Genomic DNA, 23,479 nt, shown 5'->3' with positions numbered 1-23,479 from the left:
GATGGAAGGAAGAAAAGTAGAAGGGAATCGTCCCAGGGAAAAGGAGACGTCGGTGGGGATAGAGAAACATGTATTGATACCGATAGAGGATATCCTTCCCAATGAGTGGAACGTCTACAGAATGACGCGGCCCAAGTTTGACAGGCTCGTTGAGGAGATTCAAAACGAGGGTTTTGACGGCGCGATCCAGGTGGTTGCGCATCCTGAGAAGAAAGGGAAATACAGGATTGTCGACGGCGAGAAACGGTGGGCGGCCGCCCGGGTCGCCGGGTTAAAAGAGGTACCCTGCGTTATCAAGGACTGGGACGAGGACAAACAGAGGATCGAAACGCACACCAGGAACGAGCTTCGTAACGACGAATTTGACAGGCCGAAATTCACACAGTTGGCGGATGACCTGATGCAGAGAAGGCAGATGACCGAGCAGCAGCTTCGTGAGGCCATGGCGATCCAGAGCGACAAACGCTGGAATGAGATGTATTTGACGAAGAAGCCTGACAAGGAGCTTGCCGAGGAGCTGAGGACCAAGGAAGCCGAGAGCGAGATGAGGGTGATCGACGGCCTTTCGGTGATCGTGAATCGGCTGATCCAGGAGTACGGGAATACGATCCCACATGGTTTCATGTTCTTCATGCTCGGTAAGGCCATGCACTTGATGGTGATAGTGAAAAACAGCGATCTAAAGAAGAAGCTCGACCTGATTCGAGAGCAAGCAGTTGCGGAAGGCCGGGACATCAACGATCTGTTCTTGGAGCACTTGAGGTAGGAAATGACCGTCTTGGATCCCAAGGATGTTTCAAAAATCCTTGGCAAATCCCTCAACTGGGTCTATAGTAACGCCAAGGAGCTAGGAGCTTCGCGGATTGGAGGGTCTTTGTTTTTTACGAAGGAAGGGATTGAAGATGCCATACAAAGAGGGAAGGCGGTGGCGGGCAACGGTAATGGTCGGTGGAAGACGCAGGACAAGGGCATTTCGTACCAAGGCCGAGGCAAAGGACTGGGAAGGAAAGCAAAGAAAGGAAATGAGGGAGGCCGTGACAACCCCTATGATAGGCTTCCATGACCTGTATCTCGAGTATCTGAATGAGATACGGTTGAGGCATGACAGGAAGACGTATCTGGAGAAGAAGGCTCTCGGTAGGAGGGCATTCGAGGCCTGGGGATATGTCGATGTTATGGAGGTAAATCCGTCAATGGTCCAACGGTTGCTGGCGGATAGGGCAGAAAAGGTCAGCAAGAACGCTTTTAATAAGGATAGGAAAAATTTTCTCGCTTTTTTCAATTGGATCAAAAAGATGAAGGGGATTGATCACAATCCGGTCTTGTCTGTAGAGAGGCTCGCTGTGGAACGCAGGCCGCAGCCAGTGCCGAGCGAGGAGGATGTCGTCAGGCTTCTCGTGGCTGCGGATAGGCATGGCCGTAATCTGATTGTTGCCTGCTGCACTACCGGTGGCAGACGGTCAGAGATTTTCCGTTGGAAGTGGCACGAGGATATCAATTTTGAGAAGAGGATGGTAAGGCTGGGTACAAGGAAAACACGATCTGGAGAAATGCGATACAGGTGGATTCGGATGAACGATATGCTTTACAAGGCCCTCCGGGACGAATGGACAACGAGGCTCCCTCAGTCAGATTACGTGTTTCAAAACCGAGATCCCAGGCACCCGAGGTACGGAGATCGATACACGACGAGAAGGAAGTTCATGAAAGGGCTTTGCGATAAGGCGGGGATCGAACCGTTCGGTTTCCATGCACTACGAAGGTTCTTCGGAAGCCTATTGGCCGACAAATACAAGGAAAGCGTTCCGGTGATTCAGAAGCTCTTGGGCCATGCCTCCCCGACTACAACCGAGAGGTATATTTTCAATATCTCCGAGGACGTGAAAAAGGCAGTTGACCAGATAAATCTGAAAGGTTTTACACATGACATTTACACACAAAAGGAGGAAATCTCCGGAAAGTGAATGGTCCCAACGGGACTCGAACCCGTGTTTTCGGCGTGAGAGGCCGATGTCCTAGGCCACTAGACGATGGGACCCGGCTGGAAAAGAGCGATTGAACGAGTGAAAGTTAACCCACTCCCGGGGAATAGTCAAGGTTCGCCACTTTCTTTCCTTCGGGAAGTACGCCTTGCTTTTTTTCCGCCGTCCTGGCCCAACAGGCACCCGAAGAGAAGCGTCGGGTGATCAACCCTTCGGTTTTCCCAGGCCGTACCTCTCGGTCAGGATCTCGGCGACAAGATCGAGATCCACCTCCTCCTGGGTCTTTGCCTCCATGTCGCGAACCACGGCCTTTTGTCTCTTGAGTTCCTCTCCGCCTATGATGAGCGCGGCCTTGCAGCCCAGTTTGTTGGCCCGCCGCATCTGGGATTTCAGACTCTTCTCTCCGTAAGTGATGTCCACGCCAAGCCCTCTGACTCGGAGTTCATGGGCCAGCCTGAAGGCAGATTGCCTGGAATCGGCACCCGCAAATGCGACGAAGACGCGCCGTGGTTTTCTCACCTCCACCTCAGGCGGGAGGAGAGAGATGAGTCTCTCCATTCCGGTGGCAAATCCGATTCCCGGGATCTCGGGACCTCCGAGGTCCGAGATGAGGCCGTCGTACCTCCCTCCGCCTGTCACGGCATTTTGCGCTCCGAGATCGTAGGAGATCACCTCGAAAGCAGTCCTTACGTAGTAATCGAGACCTCGAACCATCCTCGGGTTGACCGTATAAGGGAGCCCCACCATCTCCAGGTATGACTTGACCGCCTGGAAGTGATCCCGGCACTCAGGGCCCAATGAATCGATCAGGAGTGGAGCATCGGCCATGATTGTCCTGCACTCTTCGACCTTGCAGTCGAAGATCCGGAGGGGGTTGGTATGGATCCTCCGCCGGCAGTCCGGACACAGGGACCTCTCGTGGGCCAGAACGAAATCCTGAAGGCTTTTTCGGTAAGGAGGCCGGCAGGTGCGGCATCCGAGACTGTTTACCTGAAGCTCAAGCCTCTTGAGGCCGACCTCTCGGAGGAAATGGATCAGCATGGCCATGATTTCTGCGTCCACGGCGGGGTCGGCCACCCCGAAGACCTCAACATCGATCTGGTTGAACTGCCGGAGCCTTCCCTTCTGGGGCCTTTCGTACCGGAACATAGGCCCTATCATGAATAGTTTGGCCTCAGGCTCCCTACTGTAGAGGCCGTTTTCAACATAGGCCCTTGCAATCGAAGCGGTGGCCTCGGGTCTGAGGGTCAGGGAGGTTCCACTCCGGTCGGTGAAGGTGTACATCTCCTTTTCCACGATATCGGTGGCTTCTCCGATCCCCCGGGCAAAGAGCTCTGTTTTTTCAAGGATAGGGATCCTGATCTCCACATATCCGAAATCTTGAAAGATCTTTCTGGCCGTCTCTTCGACAAACCGCCATTTGCCTATCTCTTCCGGAAGAATATCCTTGAAGCCCCTGACTGAAGTAATTTCCAAGGTTCTATCCTCGCAACTTCCCAGTTGGTCTGTGAATGGCCGGAGGCCGCAGGGAGGTCCGACACAAAATGTATCCAATATTCCGGTCCGTGTAAAGGTGCGGCGTTGGCATGGAATTGGCATACCAGGCATATTTGACGAACCGTCCGGCCGAGGGGAGGTGCTGATTGCTGGAGTCGAATCAAGGCGGCAACATCGCCGGGAAGATCATAGAGGCCTCTCCGGGAGAAGAGGTTTTCCCCAAGAGGGTTCTCATCGTGGATGATGAGAAGAACTTCCGGGGGATCCTCCGGAGCTTTGTGGAATCCCTCGGATATTTTTGCGCCGAGGCCGCCTCCGGCAGCGCGGCATTGGGGCTGCTCAAGAAGACGCTTTTCCCGATTGTCATCTCCGATATCGTCATGCCCGAAATGAACGGTCTCGAGTTGCTCCGTGCGATCAGGAAGCACTACCCCGATGTGGATGTCTTGATCATTTCCGCGTACGGGGACAACTATTCGCCCATGAAGATCGTTGAGAGCGGGGCCAGTGACTTTCTTGCCAAGCCTTTCAGCCTGGACCAGCTCGGGGCGAGGCTGTACAAGATCGAGATGGAAAGAGCCCTGAGGAAGAAACTCTACATCAAAGGCATCACAGACGATCTGACCGGACTCTACAACAGGGGGTATTTCTACCAGAAGTTGCAGAACGAAACGGAAAGGGCCAAACGACAGGGCCACCCCCTCTCGCTTATCGTGCTTGATGTGGACGGGTTCAAGAAATTCAACGACCGGTACGGCCATCTCAAGGGAGACGCTCTTTTGAAGATGGTGGCGAGGACCGTCCTTTTATCCGTGAGAGAGCATGTGGATTGTGTTTTCCGCTATGGAGGTGACGAGTTTGTCGTCATACTGCCTGAGGCAGACCGGAGGGAAGCGCTCATCATCGGGGAACGGATAAAGAAGAACTTCCAAGAGAGGGCACCGGGAGGGTTGACCCTCAGCATGGGGGCAGCGGAATTTCAGGGGGACTTTGACGGTGAAACCTTTATCAATCTGGCAGACAAGAGAATGTACCAGGAGAAGGCGAAGTCAAAAGGCCTCGAGGCCGTAGAGGTGCGGATCGACTTTGAAAAGGACGATCACTATATCAGGTGCCTCAACTGCGGCAATCCGGTTCATTGGACTTCCTCTGTGTGTGAGAAATGCATGGCAGACCCGATGGCAAGGCCCGATTCCCGGAGGAGCAGGGAAATTGCGAGGACCTTCCTCAGGGAAGTGGCCGCCTCGGTCGAGGACCGGCGGAAAGCCCCGAGGGTGAAGATCGACAGAACCATCACCTATGAAAGCATGGAGGCGACAATCTGCAACATAAGCACAGGAGGTGTTCAGATAAGGGTCAGAGCGTCTCACTCCGTGGGTGATCCCGTCAGGATCGTTGTACCACTGAAGGATGGTGAACTGGCACTGAGCGGAGTCGTCGTCTACGCTCATCCGACAGAGGGTGGCGAGGGGCTGGTCGGTGTAAGATTTTCGAAGCTCCCTGACGGAGAGTCCCACCTACTCAAGAGCCTTCTCCAAAGTGAACGGGTGACCCCGATGTAGAAAAAGGATTGAAACTATGAAAAAATGTTAGACCTTTTTCTTGACCAACTCGCCTTCCTATTGCAAAAATCATCTTTTGTTTCAATCACTTGAATCAATGCTTACGGGTGGCCGTCACCGTCTCCGGGGCTGGAACCGTTTTTGCCTTACCCCTGTAGATCCTCGGGCTTTTTCCCGGACAACCCCGAGACCGTGATGAAAGGGATCGCCGTGGGAAACCACACGCATGAAGAACTCGATTGTGAACATCGGAAATCCTTTGAGAGGATTGGAACCATGAAAAGGCTGGTCGGTTTATTCGTATCGGTTGTTTTTGGTCTATTTTTCATTTTTCTCGCATGTCCCCACGCGGCTCGCGGAGCGATTGCGGTCGACAACGTGTCCACGGGGACCACCGATGGGGGCTCAACCATCACGATCAGCCATCAGGCATCAGGCTCTGATCGCCTGATGCTCGTTGGGGTCTCTTTCAACAACGATTCCTATGAGACCGTTGCCGGAATCACATACAACGGCGTCCCGCTCAGCTTTGTGGGGGAAGACCAGAGGGATGATGATGCGAGGGTCGAGATCTGGATGCTTGTTGGCCCTGACCTCGGGACCCATGATGTTGAGGTCACATTCAACACGGCTCTCTACAGGCAGGCCATTGCGGGTGTCGTGACGTTTACAGGTGTGGACCAGACCAGCCCCCTGGGGACCTTCGCCTCTGAGCATGGCGATGGGAGCACAGCCTCTGTGGACGTTCCCTCGGCAACGGGGGAGTTGGTTTTTGGTATCGTTGCGGCCGAGACGCCATCGGGTTTGACCGCGGGGTCTGGGCAGACCGAGCATTGGAATCTCAGCATGGGCGGTGGCAGGGATTTCCGTGAGGCCGTCGGCAGGGACGGCCTCCCTTTCGGTGGCAATCACCTCGCCAACGAGCGACCCCACCTATTCAACAGACACAGGCTCGGTTACCCTCAGCGGCGTTGCCAGCGGACCGGAGACGATCAGTCAGGTCACCTGGAGCAACGATCGTGGCGGTTCGGGTACGTGTTCCGGCACCGACACCTGGAACACCGGCAGTATTTCCCTGGCTCTGGGGACGAACGTGATTACCGTGACCGCCCAGGACGCCGTCGGAAGTACAGCCACGGATGTCATTACTGTTAACTACGATCCGAGCGATGGAGAGGCCCCTACGGTGACGATTACGATTCCCACCAGTTCTTCATCCTATTCCACGACCAGCGGAACGATTACCCTTGGGGGGACTGCGAGTGACAACGTTGGGGTTGTCGAGGTCAGGTGGAGCAACGGGGCTGGAGGTTCGGGAGTCTGCTCCGGCACCACGAGCTGGAGTACGGGCGCGATCGGCCTTGTTTCCGGGACTACCGTTTTTACGATTATTGCAAGCGATTCTGCAGGTAACACGGGCAGGGACACCCTCAGTGTAACCTACACTCCGTCCTCCGGGGGAGGTGGCGGCGGTTCTCCACCTCCTGAACCCGACCCAGGGGGCCACGGTGACACGGAGATCTACACGGGATATGCCGGGGCAAGCGGGGTAGAGCCCAACGTCCTCATCGTTCTGGACACGTCGAGCAGCATGAGAATGGTGCGTCCCACCGAGACGGATCCGACTGGTTATGACCCGGATACCACCTATCCCGAGTTCGATAACGATGAAGACCCGTGGCGCAAAGACGAGATCTATGGACCAGATCCAGAGGGCGACTATTACAAGCGATTTTCGGACATTTCTCTTGACGAGTTTCCCTGCCCGGAAATGGTAGCGACTGTCAAGAACAGCGGATTCTGGCACGGCCACATCGTTCTCAAGCACGAATGGACCAAAACCGACTGGAAGAGCCTTGAAGCCTCAGACATCGACTACTGTATCCCTTCGGATTGGCCGTCGGGAACCCCTTATCCTCCGTACACCTATCCCCTTTCCGTATGGATGGGTAACTATCTCAATTACATGTGGAGCGACCAGGGTTCGACGATGGTGCGGAAGATAGATATTGCCAAGCAGGTTCTTACGGAGTTGGTTGAGGCCACCTTCGGGGTCCGGTTTGGGATCTTGTCTTACAACGAAAACAAGGAGGGCGGGTCGATCCAATTCCCGGTGCAAGACATGACATCAGGCCCCACAGGAACAAGGCAACAGCTGATCGATATAATCAACGACCTGGAAACCCACTCCGGGACCCCTTTGGCGGAATCACAGTTTGAGGCTCACCGGTACTTTATGCCGAAGTCTTGGGCCAATGGGGGCCCCTTCTTCGATGTCGGCCCCTACAAGAACGCAGACACACCGATCCAGAACTGGTGCCAGAGGAACTACGTGGTTCATGTCACCGACGGCTCGGCCACCGAGGACACCGACTCGATCCTAAAGACCGAGATCGGGGATGTCGAGGGCGACGATAAAGAGGATTGGGATGACTGGGAAGTCGACGATGTTATCGATGACATCGCCCAGTACATGTATACCCACGACTATTCCGACCTTGAAGGGATGCAGAATGTGATTACCTATACGGTCGGTTTCAATATCGATTATCAGGCGCTCAAAGATGCGGCCCAGCAGGGGGGCGGGAAGTACTACTACTGTGAGGACACAAGGGATCTTGCCAATGCCTTTCATAGCATTATCGGGGAGATCATCCAGCGGGACACCTCGTACACGGCACCGGTCATTCCGGTCAACTACGTGGAGAAGACATCGAGCAAGAACGAGATCTTCCTTGCACTTTTCCGTCCGACCATGCAGAACTTCTGGCCCGGGAACATCAAGAAGTTCGGTATTGCGGCAGAAGACGACCCCTCGCATGGCGTTTCCAGGGGTGATCTTGTTGACCTTTTCGGCAATCCCGTTCTCGACCCTAGCCAGCAGATACTGGACACGGCAGTCTCTTTCTGGGGGCCTTGGGCCAGCGGGACGGACGGCAACAATGTGACCAAGGGAGGGGTCGGCGAGATCCTCCGGAACATGGATCTGGCAACCAGGAAGGTCTACACCTACATGGGCCAGAGTCTAGTGCTGAGCGATGCTTCCAACAGTTTCGACACGAGCAACAGCGCGAACCTGTCTCCCCAGAGGCTGGGTCTCCAGGCCGATGAGACCTTCAAGAGGGATCAGGTCATCAACTACGTGAGGGGGTATGATGTCTACGACGACGATCAGGATAACGCCACGACTGACACACGGGAATGGATCTTGGGTGCGTTCATTCATTCCCGGCCCCTGGTTGTCAGCTACGATGAGAATACGACGGTGATCTTTGCGGGCTCCAACGACGGCATGCTCCATGCCTTCTGGGACGGGGACCAGGCTGTCCATATGGGGGGCTCTGAGCTTTGGGGATACATCCCGCCGGTCCTTCTTCCTAGATTGAGACACCTGAGCGAAGACACCGAGGTGCCGGCCTTCTATGTGGACGGTTCTCCGGCCATCTATATCAACGATATCAACAACGACGGGAGGATCGTCAAGGCCGACGGCGACCAGGCGATTCTGATCTGCGGTCTGCGCCGAGGGGGGCGGTACTACTTCGCCCTGGACGTGACTGACCCTGAAAACCCCGAGATCCCCATAGGCTGGGCTGGCTGGGGCCTCTGGGAGAGTGACACGCTGTGGCCGTCGACCGGAATGATCGGCCCTGACATGACCACAGAGTGTGCCAACAAGGCTGCCGCCACCTATCCCTATTCTGAGATGGGCCAGACCTGGTCGAAGCCGATCATCGAGACGATCGACGACGGGGGAACCGAGAAGGCCGTGGCCTTTATCAGTGCGGGATACGATATCAACCAGGACACCGTGACACCTGGATTGGATCCGGCCCCTGCCGATACCATGGGCAGAGGGGTCTACGTTGTGGATATACTTACCGGGGCATACGTAAAGCGATGGACCAGAGCTGAGGACGCAAACATGACCCACTCCATTGCCAGTACGGTGACCGCGGTAGACACCACGGGGAGCGGTCTTGTAGATCGACTCTATGTTGGGGACACGGGGGGGAAGCTCTGGCGGTTTGACCTCCGGGGTTTGAATCCCAGCAGTTGGACAAGCAAGGTCATATTCAATTCCGATACGTCCGGAACGGACCACAGGAAGTTCTTTTATCCACCCGACGTAACCCAGGAGGATGGATACGAGATGCTTTTTATCGGGAGCGGCAACCGGGCTCATCCCCTGGGCAAGACAAACGTTGACTATCTGTTTGCCATCAAGGATCGGAATCCGACCGTGCCCCTGGAATGGGGTGATCTTGAGGACGTGACGGACGGGCTTCTGATGACGGGCACCGAGGCTGAGAAGCAGGCGATCCTGACCAATCTGGCCAATAAGGACGGGTGGTACATCATGCTGGAGAATACGGGTGAGAAGTGCCTGGCCCCGGCCCTGGTTTTTGGGGGGGGTTGCCTACTTCACGACCTTTGAGCCGGATGCAGATGTTCCCACGGATCCTTGCGAGGCGGTGGCGAGCCTCGGGACGGCCAGGCTTTACGCCCTGAATTACCTGAACGGCAACGCCGCCTACAACTTTGACCAGAGCAGCAGCATTATCGGGAAAACCGACCGTTCCATTGCCATCGGGACCTCGATCGCCTCTGGTGTGGTTATCGGCCTGATGAACGGGGTGCCCGTCGCAAAGGTCGGAGTCGACGGCACTGTGCCCTCCGTAATCGTTCATAAGACCTCCGGCCTCTATACTACCTACTGGCGGATCATCGACTGAGAAGGGGAAGAGGGCCTTTCTCTATCCCTTGGAGAAAAGGCCCTCTGGCTTCTGCGTCCCCGGGCCCTTGGACCAGAGGCGGCCGATTCCTTCGGGTTTTCCGGTTTCCGTTTTTTCTTCTTCCGTGGCCGTCCCCGTGATTGCGAGACGGAGAGCCGGTCCTGGATCTGTGAATCGATATGGCGGATGGAAAGGGGGCAAAATCCATGTCTCCCCGGGTTGGCCTAATCTTTTTTCCGAGACGGTGCCTCAATTTGTCATCGCTTCTTGAGTCCAAAAGAGCGATAATAGTGTTAAGTGATTGATATTGTAAGCCCAATTTACGTCTTTTCTGTTGGCATGCTTTGTGCTTTAAGTCTCTGGTCGTGTGAGAACCCTTATCGAGAAAGGAGAAGAGTACCGATGCCGTTTGCATGACTTTACCAAGGATTCTGCTGTCTTGAGTGACTTCGGGGGAGGAAGAACCACTCATTAGAAAGGAGAGTGAAAATGAAACGTCTCGTTTTGGTGGTTTCATGCTTCCTCGTTCTCGCCCTCGGAGGCAGCGGTTGGGCCGATGTCTGGTACGTAAAGCCCGACGGTTCCGACTTCAATGATGGACAGAGTTGGGCCACGGCGGTCCAGAGCGTCCAGAGCGCGATAAATCTGGCCGGTGAAGGAGACGAGGTCTGGATCGCAGCGGGTACATACCAGCTCCAAACCTATGTCTATGTCAGCAAGGCCGTGGCCATATACGGCGGATTCAACGGCACGGAAACCGAGCGAGAGCAAAGGGACTGGGCCAAGAATGTCACTACCCTCGATGGGAACCAAAAGACTCTTTGTTTCTACGTGACGGCCGATGCCACGATAGATGGATTGACCATCATCAATGGATACAGCCTATCCAACGGCGGCGGTATCCGGAACTACCGCTCCTCTCCCAGCATTTCCAACTGCACCTTCCACCAGAACAAGTCAGGGTACCACGGCGGAGGGATCGTAAACTACTACTACGCGTCTCCGACCATTACAAATTGTAGCTTCTATGGAAATGAAGCAAACTACGACGGCGGCGGGATCTACAATTTCATATGGTCCTCGCCGACGATAGTCAACTCGACTTTCCACGGTAATGCGGCCAATCGGTATGGCGGGGCGATGTACAACTACTATTACTCCTCCCCCACTGTTACCAACTGCACCTTCTTTGAAAATACTGCTGGTGCGAGCGGCGGTGGGATGTACAACGATGCCTATTCGTCCCCTGTAGTCACCAACACGATTCTCTGGGGAGACACAGCGCCGGCCGACGGTGAGATTCACGCCGGTGCTACAAGTTACCCGGACGTCGCCTATTCAGATATCCAGGGGGGGTACTCCGGCCTGGGCAACATCGATGCGGATCCTGGATTCCTTGACCCGGAAAACGGCGATTTCCATCTTGCAGCAGAATCGGTTTGCATAGATGTGGGGGACCCGGAGGCGCCGTCTCTTCCAGAGACGGACTTCGAAGGGGATCCTCGCATCGTCGGGGATATGCCCGACATGGGAGTGGATGAGTTTGTCCCGGTCCAGGAAGAGGGCGGTCTCGGGGCCTATGTCCTCTATGGCGATGAGATGGTCAGGCTACGGGGGATCGCGGACTCCAAGGGAAACGTCGGTTCGAATCAAAAAATCACGATCACGCGGGGATGCTCCGGTATACTCGAAGGGGACCTCACGGCTTTGGACAAGATCAGGGTCATGGGTTCGATTACCATTGACGGGGACGTCCTCACCAATGATGAGGTCCGTGTATACAAGCACGCGAAACTGAATGTGACAGGGACCGTGACAGAGGGTGAAGAGGCAGGTCTTTCGGCGATCGACCTGCCGGAACTCGACTTCAGCGCCGGTGGAGAGAACATAAGGGTCAAGAGAAACCACACCCTGAACCTGCCCGAGGGGTCTTACGGGACCGTAAGGGTGAAGCGGGGAGCCACTCTCCGCCTCTCGAGCGGTGTCTACAACATGCGCAGGCTCTATCTCTATCGGGGCGCCACTCTGTCGGTCGATCTTTCAGGCGGCCCTGTCACCATAAACGTAGTAAAGAGGCTGCGGATCGGCATGCGGGCCAGGGTCAACATCGAATCAGGCTCGACAAGAGACGTGACCTTCAACGTGCTCGGCAGCACAGGAAGATGTAGAAGGGATAGAATCAGAATCGCCCCCTTTGCAGAGTTCAGGGGCACGCTCGTGGCGCCGCGTTCCAGAGTGAGGCTTGGTTTTCGGAGCGAACTCGAGGGTGCGGTCTATGCCAAGAGGATCTATGTAAGCTGGAGGGCGCGTTTCAACCCCCATGCCGACTAGGGCTCATAGCCCCCTATTCCGGCCTGGTTTGAATCGGCAAAGGCGGTGTCAGTAGTGAATGACGCCGCCTTTGTTTGTGGTGGGGAGTTTTTGCGTTTCTTTGAAAGATTGTCATAACCCCGCGGACCGGGATTTTTGCAGGACGAGCAGGTCCACCTGCTGGCCTTGCTGCCTTGTGATAAAAGCAACTATGAAAACACCTACTTATCCATATCGTTCGACTGCGTTCCCCAGGCCCTTTTTCCAGGGTCTTGGAACGGGAATTGCAACATAAGTTCATGGAATCGTGCGGCAATCTTGTTTTGAACGCATCATCTTCTCGTAAGAGTGCCCGAAGGCGGGAGGGGCCTGGACGCATGGTTTTTTGCCGGGGCTGCCCACAGAGATACCGGTTGGCGTGCCTCGACTCCGCCAGATATAGAGGTCAGATACCGATGGATACAGGGAAGAAGACCTTGAAGCCCGTTTGCATTCGTACCATTTCCCCTGGACGGCCGGTCTCGGGCGGCCGGAGGTGGGCCGTACGGATCCTTGTGGCCCTGATTACGGCTGGTATCTTGTTCGGATTTGCCTCTCGTACTCACGGCGCGTGCACCTTTTCCAAGTACAAGAAGATCACCATCCAGGCCTCCAAGGTCGACGCGGACCTGAGCTATTTCCCCGTGATGATAAAGCTCACGGGCACGGACTTCACGGACCTGGAGGGAGACGTCACAGACCCTGACGGGGATGATATCGTCTTCCGCGCATCGAACATGAAAACCCCCCTTCCCCACGAGATCGAGGTCTATGACGAGACGAACAACATCCTGGTGGCGTGGGTGAAAGTGACCAGTCTCTCTTCGACCAGCAACACGGATATCTACATGTTTTACGGGAACAGCTGCATCACCAGTCCCACAGAGCTTCCAGGGGACGTCTGGAACTGCGACCCCTCCAATGCCAACGACGACTATGTCAGCGTTTGGCATCTGAATGATACACCAACCGGGAGTTCCAATGACATACAAGACAGTACCTCGAACTCGAATGACGAGACGTCGGGCAACATGGACAGCTCTAACCAGGTGTCTGGGAAAATCGATGGCAGCTTAGATTTCAATGGTAGTGATGAGTATGCGTATGATAGTGATACTGGTAGTGGTTCACAGACTCCCAGCACTGCAATCACGGTTTCCCTTTGGATTAAACCCGATGCGATCAAGGCGGGCTATCCTTTCGGCACGGGGTTGAATTCGGGTAATAATCAAGGGGTGGATGTTGCTACCACCAGTGGTGGTGTCATGATGTTTGAAATAGGTAATGGAAGTACCTTTCAGACGTTGGATTCCTCGGGGAGCTATTCGACTTCCTGGATCTATGTCGTCGTCACCTGGGACGGATCAACGATGAAGATATACCTTGACGGGTCACAGGATTCCAATACCGCTTCTCTTTCTGGTTCAATCAGTTATGATCAGTGGGAGGGAACATCTATCGGGAGAGGCTGGAATAATGGAGGGCATTTTGACGGTACTATCGACGAACTCCGTATTTCCGACAGCGCCCGGTCAGCCGACTGGATCTCGACCGAGTACAACAACCAGTCTGATCCTTCGACCTTCTACACGGTGGGATCTGAGCAGAGCGCGACCACCTCGGTCGACCTCGTCTCCTTCAAGGCCACGGGCCATGAGGGCTCGGTACGGATCGAGTGGGAGACGGCCGGGGAAAGCGAGAACTTCGGGTTTGACCTCTACCGGGCATCGAGCCGGGGAGGACCGTACGTGAGGCTCACCGAGGCGCTCATTCCCGGTGCGATCTTCTCGGTTGCAGAGAATACCTATACATATGAGGACACCGACGTCACCCCCGGCACCCTCTACTTTTACAGGCTCGAGGACGTCGACGTCCGTGGAGGGAGGACCGTCCACGGCCCGATCTGCGTGGACTGGGACGGGGACGCGATGGCCGATGACTGGGAGCTTGCCCACGGCCTGGATCCCGGTTTCGATGATTCTGGGCTCGATCCGGATTTTGACGGCCTCACAAGCCTCGACGAATACGAGCGCGGGACAGACCCTTTCAACCCCGACACCGACGGTGACGGCGTCCCCGACGGAGAGGAGGGAGGGAGGCAAAGCCGGGCTCGAGACTCGGACACCAGGGCCCTTTCCCCAGGGGTTCGGGTTATCTCATCTGGCCCGACCGGCATCACGGTGGAGCTTCTGACAGAGGGCTTTGACGCGGAGGCTGCCGAGGGAGGGGGCGAGCTCTTTTCGCGGCTTCGGATCCCAGGGTACATCCACGGGCTAACCCAGGAAGCTGGCAAGCCCGAGCTTCCCGTAAAGGGGGTTCTCCTCGACCTTCCCGAAGGGGTGAAGGCGAAGATCGAGGTGGCAGAGACAGAGGCCGAGACCCACCGGGGCTACTGGGTCTATCCTGTTCCAGAGAGGAGGGTGGAGGAGGCAGGGGGTCTGAAGCATGTGGCCGAGATCTTTACCATCGATGAGGCGGCGTATGCAACAGATGCCCCTTATCCCAAGACGGCGGCGAGGCTCGGAGAGATCTACACGGTCCGGGACCAGAGAAAGCTCCAGGTCCTCTTCTATCCCCTTGCCTTCAATCCTGCAACCAGGGAGCTCACCCTTTACAAGCGGATCCGGGTGCGGATCGATTTCGAGGAGGCGGGGAAGGCCCTTCTCGCGGGGGCTGAGACCGGGCCCTCGGGCCCGGCGGTCGGCTCCTGGAGCCCGCCTTCGGAAGGCTCGGCCTACAAGGTACTCCTGTCCCAGGAGGGGATCTACCGGGTTACCAGGGACTTCCTTCTGGACAACGGGATCGACCCCGACCCGATCGTCCTGAGTCGGGTCCGGCTCTACCATCTCGGAGAAGAGGTCCCCCTTCATGTTCTCGATGAGGGTGTACCCGGCCGGTTCGACGACGGAGACTTCATCGAGTTTTATGGAAGGCCTGTTGACGGAAAGTACGCCAAGTATACCACCCAGAACGTATACTGGCTCACCACTGATGGAGGTTCCGGTGACCCAAAGCGGATGCTCGCCGTGGATGGGACGCCTGGAGCTGCTTTGGTCCCGGACACGTACACGTACACGGTCCGTTTCGAGGAAGACCGCTGGTACTGGCGGCTTGCCCCCGGGTCCGACAGCCTCGATCGCTGGTTTTTCTACGACGCCGTCCTGGGCGACGGACTCAAGGGAGGCGGGAACCCGGTGGACTTCACCCTTCCGGTTCCGGATCCGGAAGGACCGGGGACGCTCACCCTCTCCATGATCGGAACCTACGATACGGATCATCGGGTGAGGGTTTCTATCAACGGGTCGGTTGAGACCTTTACCTGGAGCGGCATCGCTTTCTATGAGGGAACGATCAGCAACGTCGGCCTTCTTGACGGGGACAACACAGTTACTATCGAGTGTCTGAGCGGAGAGGACGCTCTCCGGGTCGACTGGTTCGAGGTGACATATCCGAGGAGTTTCGCGGCAACCGGGGACGAGCTCCTCTTCTCCCATGAGGCAGGGTACCGCTATCAGGTTTCGGGCTTCGCAAGCAGTGATGTGTCCGTGTTTGACGTCACATCGCCTTCCGATGTCTGCCGGGTCACAGGCTCTGTGGTCTCGGGTGGTGGTCCCTACACGGTCGAGTTTGAGCCCGATACGGCCATGACCGGAGACCGGACCTATCTGGTCGTCTCTTCGGGCGCCGTGAAGACCCCTTCAGGGATCTCGGAGGACACGCCGTCCACCCTGTCTGACGGACCGGCACAAGGGGCCGACTACATTATCATCACCTCCAAGGGTGTCGGCCTGGACGACAATGGAGAACCATACGGGTGGCTTACGGATCTTGTGTCTTTGCGCCAGAGCCAGGGCCTAAGGGCAAAGGTCGTCGATCTTGAAGACGTTTACGATGAGTTCAGTTATGGGATTGCCACCCCGCAGGCGATCAAGGATTTCTTGACCCATGCCTACCGGAGCTGGACAAGGCCCGCTCCTCGATACGTCCTTCTTCTCGGGGACGGCACCTACGACTACAAGAACAACTGGGGGTGGTTCCTGCAGGACCCGACCCCCTACGTCCCCACCTATCTCACCTTCACCGAGTACGGAGGGGAGGTGGCCACCGACGACTGGTTCGCCGAGGTCAGCGGCGATGATGCCGTCCCCGATATCTGTATCGGCAGGCTCCCTGTGGCAAGCGCCGAGGAAGGGGAACTCGTGGTGAACAAGGTCATCGCTTACGAAGAGGCGGCAAATACAAAGACCTGGGAGAGGAACGTGCTTCTCGTGGCTGATGACCAGACCGAGACCTATGAGAGCATCTTTGAGACCATGAATGACGATGTGGCTGCCCTGATGCCCCGGGGTTTGAATCCGCCCTTGAAGGCGTATCTGGGGGATTATGTCTCTCCAGGAGCGCTGAATGACGCCATCATCGGTGAGATAACCGGGGGCACCCTGGTTGTGAACTACAGCGGCCACGCAGGCCGGCAGCAGTGGGCTGGCGAGAATATCTTCGACAACGGGGACGCAGACGGTCTCGGCAACAATGGAAAGTTCCCCTTCTTTGTCAGCATGAGCTGCGAGGCCGGCGACTTTGTCTACCCGGAAGTCTGGCAGTCGCCTTCCCTGGTGGAGGCCGTCTTGCGGCCGGGCGACAGGGGAGCGGTGGCTGCCCTCATGCCCACAGGCAGGACCACGACCGAGGGCCAGCGGATCCTCGATCGCGCTCTCTTTGATGCCGTCTTCAGGACCGACGTCCGCGCCCTGGGCCAGGCAGTCGCCTCGGCCAAACAGGCTCTCCTTGCCAATGGCTCCCAGTACGAGGATGTTTCAGAGACATTTCTCCTCTTTGGCGATCCCGCAACAAACCTTAAGCTCCCCTTACCCAGAAGGCCGGCCGGGCTTTCGGCCCGGAGTGTGTCCGGGGGGATCCAAGTTAGCTGGAGTGCAGCCAAAGACTGCGACGGCCAGGACGTAAAGGGCTACAACCTCTACCGTAGTCTCGGCCCGGGAGGACCTTACACCAAAATCAACGACTCTCTCCTTGCAGGAGAGGAGTTTACAGACGTGACCCTGGAAGGGGGAACAAGAGCCTACTATGTGGTAACATCCGTCGACACCGCCGGCGACGAGAGTGTCCGATCAGTGGAGGTCAGCGCCGCGGCGGGAACCGGGACGGTGAACCTTTCGTCTTCATCAGGAAGCAGTGGCGGGTGCTTCATCACCGCCGTAACCGGAGGGCATTCTCCCTGAAAAGGGCGGCTCTGCCTGGGATTGAGTCCGGTCGGCCTTTGGTTTCTCGTCGTTCTGAAGACTCCTACTTGTCACCCTGAACGAAGTAAACGGTTCGGCTGTAGAGATACGGTTCTGGTTGAGATTCTTCGTCGCCTGAGGCTCGTCAGGATGACAGGGAGGAGGGACCATCCCACCCTGTCTCCGAATCGTCACTCCGAACACCCCCGCTTGTCACCATGATTACTTTCCCTGTAACTCTGAGTCCCATGCCCGGGCGGGGTGAAGAATGACAGGGCAGGAGGGCGGGGCTCAGAATGACAAGATCGGGGAGGCGGGGTTCGGAATGACAAGAACGGGAATCGGGGCTGAGAATGGCGAGATTGGGAATGGGGGGCTGAGAATAACAAAAGAGGACGGTTGGCCCTACCCTGTCAGCGGATTCAGATGGTCTGAGTCGTGGGGGCAGGCAAGCCCTGCAAATCCCGAGCAATGGCCGATACCCGAGCGAAATCTCCTGGTACGGTTATTGCACTCCCTACCCCTGCAGAGTTCGCCCTGGACCGGGGAGAGTGTGGTGGAGAGGATGCAGTATGGATGACCTGGAAAAGCGTTACAAAAGGAATGAGGATTTCGTCTTCAGGAAGATAAACGATGAGGCCATCCTGGTACCCATCAGGCACAAAGTGGGAGACATGGAGTGCATCTACACCCTGAACGAGACAGGGGCCTTTGTGTGGGAGAACCTCGATGGTGAAAGGCCATTGCTTGATATCAGGAACATGATTCTGGAAGAGTTCGAGGTGTCACCCGAAGAAACAGAGCGTGATTTGTGTGAATTCCTGGGGCAGTTGAAGGAGATAGATGCTGTCTCTGAAAGGGCCCGGCGCGGTCACGGCTGACTATGGTCAGGTTTCCTGGCGTGGGCGCTTCGGAGTTTGGCTTTACTGTTGCCGACAAGAACATCTGGCAAGAAGCCGGTCGTGAAAGATTCATGCATTCGTGAAATCAATATCGAGGATTTTGCCTCCAGTCTGGTCCAAAAGAATGGCGGCAGGAGAACACCCCTGTCCGGGACTCTGGAACCGACCTTTCGGTGCAACAACCGGTGCGTCCACTGCTACGTCAACAAGGACATCGATGACAACAAGGAGAGGGAGAGGGAACTGGCGTACACAGAGATCACCCGTATCCTGGATGATCTTGCAGAAGCAGGCTGCCTGTCACTGCTCCTGACAGGAGGAGAGCCCCTGGTCAGGGAAGATTTTGCGGACATCTATCTGTATGCCAAGAAGAAGGGGTTTCTGATTACCGTATTCACCAACGGGACTCTGATAACCCCCCGTGTGGCCGACCTCTTCAAAGAATTCCCTCCCCGATCGATAGAGATCACCGTGTATGGGGCGACGGAGAGAACCTACGAGAATGTGACTCGGTCTCCGGGTTCCTACAGCAGGTGCATGAAGGGGATTGATCTTCTGTTGGGGCGGAATCTTCCGCTCAAGCTCAAGACCGTGATCACCACACTGAACAGCCACGAGTTTGCGGACATAAAGAGATTCGTGGAAGAACTCGGGCTCGAGTTTCGGTTCGACGCCCTCATCAACGGGAGGATAGACGGGTCAAGGGACATGGCCCCGCTGAGAATACCCCCGCGTGAAGTTGTGCAACTGGACCTGAGCGACCCCGCAAGAGGTCCCGAGTTTGTCCGCCTCTACCAGAGAACCCGGGAGATGGAAGTAAATCCGAAACGGCTGTTCCGGTGTGGTGCGGGCATGAACAGCTTCCACATCGATCCCTATGGGCACCTCATGATCTGCAATATGGTCAGAACTCCATGGTATGATCTCGGGCAGGGGTCTTTCGGGGAGGGCTGGAACGAGTTTTTGCCCCGCCTCAGGCAGAAGAGGTTCGTGGGGGAGAGCAAATGCCAGCATTGCCGCCTCATTTCCTTTTGTGACCAGTGCCCCGGATGGTCACAGCTCGAACACGGAGATCTGGAGACCCCTGTCGAGTATCTGTGCCGGGTCACCCACCTGAGGGCAGAGGCCTATGGAATCGGAAGAGCTGCCTCTACGGTTGAGGGGCAGGATCTCATTGGGTTTTCGGATTCCCACTGGCTGCTCAGTGGGAGTAATAGGTTGTCCGAGCCGGGATTCTTCGCCCCGCCTTGGCGTAGCTCAGAATGACAGGGTAGGGAGAGGGGACATGGAATGACAGGAGCTGGAGGAGATGGGAGTGAGGGAAAGAAGGGGAGAGATCGATGGAGAAGAGAGAGAAGAAGAAGTACGAGAAGCCCGAGGTTACAAGAGTGGCCCTGGATCCCAGTACCGCCGTTCTGGGCGTCAGCTGCAAGAGCACAGGCGTAGCATTCGGTCCTGCGGTTCCTACTGATTGCGGGGGCGGGTCACCCTGTTCCGCCCTTGGGTCCTGAATCCTACAGGCGGGCTGTCGCCCGGAATTCAAACGTTCCGGTGTGGGATCGATGTCAAGAACCTGCCGACTCAGAATCGCCGGTATCTCTGTCTCAATCGAAGGGGAAAGTCAGCAGGCCATCTGGGACCTCCCTTCAACCTATCGCTCCTTCGTTTTGCTTGGGGAGGGATCTTGTCCTGCTCGTGAAGAGGCCGACATCACCCTTCGACTGTATCGAAAAAGGCCGCTCTTTTCTCTCGGAGAAAAGGTTTTTGACTGTCCCCCCATGTGGACGCTCTACCGCAGGAATGGGGTGCCGGTCATAAGGATCTTTGACAACCCCATGTTTCCAGGTCTCGAAAGAACCCTTGCCCTCTGGTCCGATGAGAGGGCAGGCCTCTATTTCAGTGCACCCTGTCCGACCGACACCGACCCTTTTCACGGCCCGACCATAGAGCTGTTGGTGGCGAACAGCCTCGCCCACGGTAGGGGGCTGATCATTCATGCCTGCGGCGTTGTCATACGCGGGAAAGGGCTTCTCTTTGTTGGGCAATCAGGTGCCGGAAAGACTACCTTGGGCCGGTTGTGGAAGGAGAGAGGAGGAGCGGAAATACTGAGCGACGATCGCATCATCCTTCGTAAGAGAGCAGGACAGTTCTGGATCTACGGCACCCCCTGGCACGGGGATGCCAGATTCGCGTCTCCCAGAGGGGTGAGGTTGGCAGGAATCTTCCTGTTGAGGCAGGCAAGGGAGAATGCGATCACGGAGGTGGACGGGATCGATCCTGTCTCGAGACTTCTCACGTGCGCATTTCCCACCTACTGGGATCCCAGTGGGATGGCCTTCACCCTTGAGATCCTCGCCGATGTTACCGCCAGTGTCCCATGCCATGGGCTCCTGTTCAGACCGGACAAGGGAGCCACGGATCTTGTGGAGCGTATCCTCACATGAAGCCCAACTACCGGACCCTGCCGCCGAGTCTGAATGATAGGGTGTTCTGGTCGGTCGCTCTGGCATTGTTGAAAGATGGGAACCGGGTGAGGTTCAGAGCCCCGGGAAAGAGCATGTCCCCATTCATACGGAATGGCCAAACCGTCACCGTTGTCCCTTGCTGTCAGAAAGACTTGAAATTCGGGGATATCATCCTCTACTCCACCGCTCCCGATCCGGTGGCATCCCACAAACGGTTGCACCGCCTCATGAGGAAAGACGCCGTCAATGGGAAATCGGTGCTTTTCACCAAGGGGGACGCCCTGGTCTGCTTGGACGGCCCAATTCGCCCCGAACAGGTTCTGGGAAAGGTCACGGCCATCAAGAAAGGAAGCTGGACCCTGGACTTGAATCGGCCCTGGGGAGAGGTGATCAATCTGGTCTTTGCACTCTTTCAGCGCTGGGCCGTGTCGAGATGGATGATCTACCTCGGCCGGAGAGGGGTGAGATCATTGGTTGGAGGGTCTCGTCTATTTCGTCTATTTGGTCTGGCTCGTCCATGGGGGCGGGCAGAGAACCGAGGATGTCAAAACAGCACTCTCCAGTAAGCCCTTGTCAGGCCACCAATGCTTCCGATGGCAGGGTTGAAAATGCCGCCGCGGATTCCCACATAGGCCGAAGCCTCTCCCTGGATGAGGGCGACTACCATTCCGGAAGGAATGGATGCGCCAATGACCATGGATCTGTCACTCCTCCCAAGAATGCCGCCGGAGACGTCGTAGTCGAAAACAGCCTCTCCGGTGCGGTAGTTAAGGGCGTAAAGCATGGCCGTGCCCTCTTGGGTGGTGCAGGGATCGTCGATGTCTGTGGGGACGTAGGTGGTAAGGTAGGTGACGCCGCCGAAGACCACCGCAGGGGAGAGTACCTTTTCCCCGAGGTTGTCCAAGAGCGAGATGTACCATCCGTTTCCATTGAGGATCCGGTTCCTGAGGTTGTTCTTGTCGCCCGTGAAGGTCGGGTCCTGGAGAAAGTCCATGGTCACATCCTCCAGATCCCCTTCACCCAGAGGCTCGCCCGGATTCCTATCCTTGACCGCATAGATCCGGTTGATGACCGTTTTCCTTCTCGGATGGGCCCGGTCACCCGTGCCGAAAAAGACCATTTCGTATCCCACCTCCAGGGTGACATCCGGCGGGTAGAAGATCTTTCTCAGGGGTTCTCCGGGCATGGCCGACTCGTTGGCATCGAACAGGATCTTTGCCGTCCAATCGGCCGGGTCCAAGCTTCTGATGTCCATTCGCCACAGCCTTCCCCCCGTGTCTCCCACGTAGAGGCGGTCGACGAGCCCGTTGCCCGTGGTGTCGATCGCCGCGATCTCACCGGGAATCGACCATTCCATGGCCGCGTCCGTGTATGTGCAAATGGGACTTCCCGTGAAGATGTCGACCACATAGACCGCCCTGCCCATGGAATCTGGGCCAGGGGTGGTCTGGTCCTGGTTGGGATCGTATCCGCCGCCGATAAAGGCCACGTCTTTCACCCCGGCCTGCGTGCCGATTCTTCCAAGGACGGGGGTGGACCAGCTCTGTCCCATTTCGGCATAGGGGTAGGTGGCACTTGCTTCAACGGTCGACTCTGTGGTCATGTCGGGGCCGATCATGCCCGTTGCGTGCCAGGTCCCGCTCTCCCACACGCCCCAGTCGGCCCAGCCCTCGGGGATTTCAGGGTTCAGGGGATTGGTCACATCCAGGGCGAAGTAGTATCTCCCCCCTCGTCTCAGTCCGCACAAGAGGATAGCCTGGTCGCCCTGGCTCCCGTCGATGACTCCGTCCTGGTTGACGTCATTGCGATAGACCCTGGGTGAGCCGTCCACAAAATAGAGGAGGTCCTTCCCTGACAACCCCTGGAGCTTGGAGAGAAGAGTCGGCGGGATGTAGGCCCAGAGCTCCTCGCCGTTGCCGTCGTCAAAGGCGTGGAGCATGCCGTCGTTGGCTCCTGCATAGATCACGGTGCGGTCTTGGTAGTGGACCACCTCGGGCCGTGAGTGGAGAAAGGCGCCGAGGATCCAGGGCCGCTTCTCGGTCGTATCGAGATCCTGATCCTCGTCATAGGCGTCGAGACCGTGGATGAAATCGATGACCTTGTCCCTGTCGTCGTCGTCTGCGGCCCCGAGTTTCTGCCGGGTCAGCCAGGGGTTCGTTTTTGTAAAAGCGTTACTTGGGTGATTTATCGGTTTACTGTCCTTGTCGAGAAAGGTATAGATGTTTCTGTCCGAAGCCCGATCGAGAAGCACCTTTCCGACCCCTCCTGACTCGGTCTCTCCCCCGTCTGCGGCTGATCCCCAACTGGAGACGGCCGTGTCGAGAATATAGCCCGAGTCGTTTGTTGCGCGGTCCCCGTTCATGTCCAGGATGTCGCCCCTTTCGATTGAGTGGGTGGCGTCGTCTGCAGTGGCGATCCAGAACTTCTTGATGTTTCCTTTCCAGAAGGCGGACCTGCTAGGTTTGAAAAGGGCAAGGTAGATATTATCGCCGCTTGAGGTCTTCTCCATGCTGCTGATGGGAACCACGGGTGCCGTATAGGACATGGAGACCTCGAGAATCTTCTGAATGGCGCTCGTGAAGGCTTCGGAGAGCTCCTGGGCGTTGTCTGCCGTGTAGTACTGCCCTCCACCGTTTGCGGCTGTGTCCTCGAGGAGCTGGTTCGAAATGGTAAAACCGATGGTGTGGGTCGTCACGTTCTGCATGCCCTGGATGTCCGGCTGGGCATCGTTCCGATAGATGTAGTAGGC

15 protein-coding genes and 1 tRNA gene are annotated in these 23,479 nt (G+C 56.6%); 13 read left to right on the top strand and 3 right to left on the bottom strand.

What is annotated here, in order from left to right:
• Positions 1-52 precede the first annotated feature (52 nt).
• Both JRJ26_16815 and JRJ26_16810 read left to right on the top strand, forming a co-directional pair.
• Positions 53-766, top strand: a complete 714-nt coding sequence (locus JRJ26_16815; GenBank protein MBW2059150.1) for a ParB N-terminal domain-containing protein — start codon at positions 53-55, stop codon at positions 764-766.
• 136 nt (positions 767-902) lie between these two features.
• Positions 903-1,964 carry a site-specific integrase gene (locus JRJ26_16810; protein ID MBW2059149.1) on the top strand — a complete coding sequence of 354 codons (1,062 nt, stop codon included), beginning with the start codon at positions 903-905 and terminating at the stop codon, positions 1,962-1,964.
• Between the two features lies 1 nt (position 1,965).
• Here JRJ26_16810 and JRJ26_16805 read toward each other — a convergent pair.
• Both JRJ26_16805 and JRJ26_16800 read right to left on the bottom strand, forming a co-directional pair.
• Positions 1,966-2,038, bottom strand: a tRNA-Glu gene (locus JRJ26_16805).
• Between the two features lie 148 nt (positions 2,039-2,186).
• On the bottom strand, positions 2,187-3,581 hold the full coding sequence (locus JRJ26_16800; protein ID MBW2059148.1) for a histidine--tRNA ligase: 1,395 nt from the start codon (positions 3,579-3,581) through the stop codon (positions 2,187-2,189).
• 44 nt (positions 3,582-3,625) lie between these two features.
• On the opposite strand from JRJ26_16800, the gene JRJ26_16795 reads away from it, so the two are divergent.
• The 11 genes from JRJ26_16795 (at position 3,626) to JRJ26_16745 (ending at position 21,296) form a co-directional block, all read left to right on the top strand.
• The gene (locus JRJ26_16795; GenBank protein ID MBW2059147.1) at positions 3,626-5,041 is read left to right on the top strand and encodes a diguanylate cyclase; all 1,416 of its coding nucleotides are present in this window, start codon (positions 3,626-3,628) and stop codon (positions 5,039-5,041) included.
• Between the two features lie 195 nt (positions 5,042-5,236).
• The gene (locus JRJ26_16790) at positions 5,237-6,196 is read left to right on the top strand and encodes a hypothetical protein (protein ID MBW2059146.1); all 960 of its coding nucleotides are present in this window, start codon (positions 5,237-5,239) and stop codon (positions 6,194-6,196) included.
• Positions 6,135-9,479, top strand: coding sequence for a hypothetical protein (locus JRJ26_16785; protein ID MBW2059145.1), 3,345 nt, complete (start codon positions 6,135-6,137; stop codon positions 9,477-9,479). Before JRJ26_16790 ends, JRJ26_16785 begins: the two co-directional genes overlap by 62 nt.
• Positions 9,418-9,777, top strand: coding sequence for a hypothetical protein (locus JRJ26_16780; protein ID MBW2059144.1), 360 nt, complete (start codon positions 9,418-9,420; stop codon positions 9,775-9,777). Before JRJ26_16785 ends, JRJ26_16780 begins: the two co-directional genes overlap by 62 nt.
• A 489-nt stretch (positions 9,778-10,266) precedes the next feature.
• The gene (locus JRJ26_16775; protein MBW2059143.1) at positions 10,267-12,108 is read left to right on the top strand and encodes a DUF1565 domain-containing protein; all 1,842 of its coding nucleotides are present in this window, start codon (positions 10,267-10,269) and stop codon (positions 12,106-12,108) included.
• 434 nt (positions 12,109-12,542) lie between these two features.
• Positions 12,543-17,363 (top strand): DUF2341 domain-containing protein, encoded by a 4,821-nt coding sequence (locus tag JRJ26_16770; GenBank protein ID MBW2059142.1) that lies wholly within the window; start codon positions 12,543-12,545, stop codon positions 17,361-17,363.
• A 572-nt stretch (positions 17,364-17,935) separates the two neighbouring features.
• Positions 17,936-18,244 (top strand): PqqD family protein, encoded by a 309-nt coding sequence (locus JRJ26_16765; protein MBW2059141.1) that lies wholly within the window; start codon positions 17,936-17,938, stop codon positions 18,242-18,244.
• A gap of 81 nt (positions 18,245-18,325) precedes the next feature.
• Entirely contained in the window at positions 18,326-19,531 is a 1,206-nt protein-coding gene (locus JRJ26_16760; GenBank protein MBW2059140.1) for a radical SAM protein, read from the top strand.
• A gap of 74 nt (positions 19,532-19,605) precedes the next feature.
• Positions 19,606-19,776 (top strand): hypothetical protein, encoded by a 171-nt coding sequence (locus tag JRJ26_16755; GenBank protein MBW2059139.1) that lies wholly within the window; start codon positions 19,606-19,608, stop codon positions 19,774-19,776.
• 294 nt (positions 19,777-20,070) lie between these two features.
• Positions 20,071-20,709 carry a hypothetical protein gene (locus JRJ26_16750; GenBank protein ID MBW2059138.1) on the top strand — a complete coding sequence of 213 codons (639 nt, stop codon included), beginning with the start codon at positions 20,071-20,073 and terminating at the stop codon, positions 20,707-20,709.
• The gene (locus JRJ26_16745; GenBank protein MBW2059137.1) at positions 20,706-21,296 is read left to right on the top strand and encodes a hypothetical protein; all 591 of its coding nucleotides are present in this window, start codon (positions 20,706-20,708) and stop codon (positions 21,294-21,296) included. Before JRJ26_16750 ends, JRJ26_16745 begins: the two co-directional genes overlap by 4 nt.
• On the opposite strand, the gene JRJ26_16740 is transcribed toward JRJ26_16745, so the two are convergent.
• Positions 21,275-23,479 (bottom strand): hypothetical protein (locus JRJ26_16740; protein MBW2059136.1); only part of this gene is annotated, 2,205 nt, incomplete at its 5' end. The two genes, JRJ26_16745 and JRJ26_16740, sit on opposite strands and share 22 nt — an antisense overlap.

This window comes from Deltaproteobacteria bacterium, from assembly GCA_019308905.1.
Lineage (GTDB): Bacteria > Desulfobacterota > BSN033 > WVXP01 > WVXP01 > JAFDHF01.
The sequence above is the reverse complement of the archived record's forward strand: the minus strand, read 5'-3'. Positions and strand labels throughout refer to the sequence as shown.

Coding starts and splice junctions, on each gene's coding strand:
- JRJ26_16810 (MBW2059149.1), top strand. CDS start 903: ATGCCATACAAAGAGGGAAGGCGGTGGCGGGCAACGGTAATGGTCGGT.
- JRJ26_16800 (MBW2059148.1), bottom strand. CDS start 3,581: ATGCCAATTCCATGCCAACGCCGCACCTTTACACGGACCGGAATATTG.
- JRJ26_16790 (MBW2059146.1), top strand. CDS start 5,237: ATGAAAGGGATCGCCGTGGGAAACCACACGCATGAAGAACTCGATTGT.
- JRJ26_16775 (MBW2059143.1), top strand. CDS start 10,267: ATGAAACGTCTCGTTTTGGTGGTTTCATGCTTCCTCGTTCTCGCCCTC.
- JRJ26_16770 (MBW2059142.1), top strand. CDS start 12,543: ATGGATACAGGGAAGAAGACCTTGAAGCCCGTTTGCATTCGTACCATT.
- JRJ26_16765 (MBW2059141.1), top strand. CDS start 17,936: ATGGATGACCTGGAAAAGCGTTACAAAAGGAATGAGGATTTCGTCTTC.
- JRJ26_16755 (MBW2059139.1), top strand. CDS start 19,606: ATGGAGAAGAGAGAGAAGAAGAAGTACGAGAAGCCCGAGGTTACAAGA.
- JRJ26_16745 (MBW2059137.1), top strand. CDS start 20,706: ATGAAGCCCAACTACCGGACCCTGCCGCCGAGTCTGAATGATAGGGTG.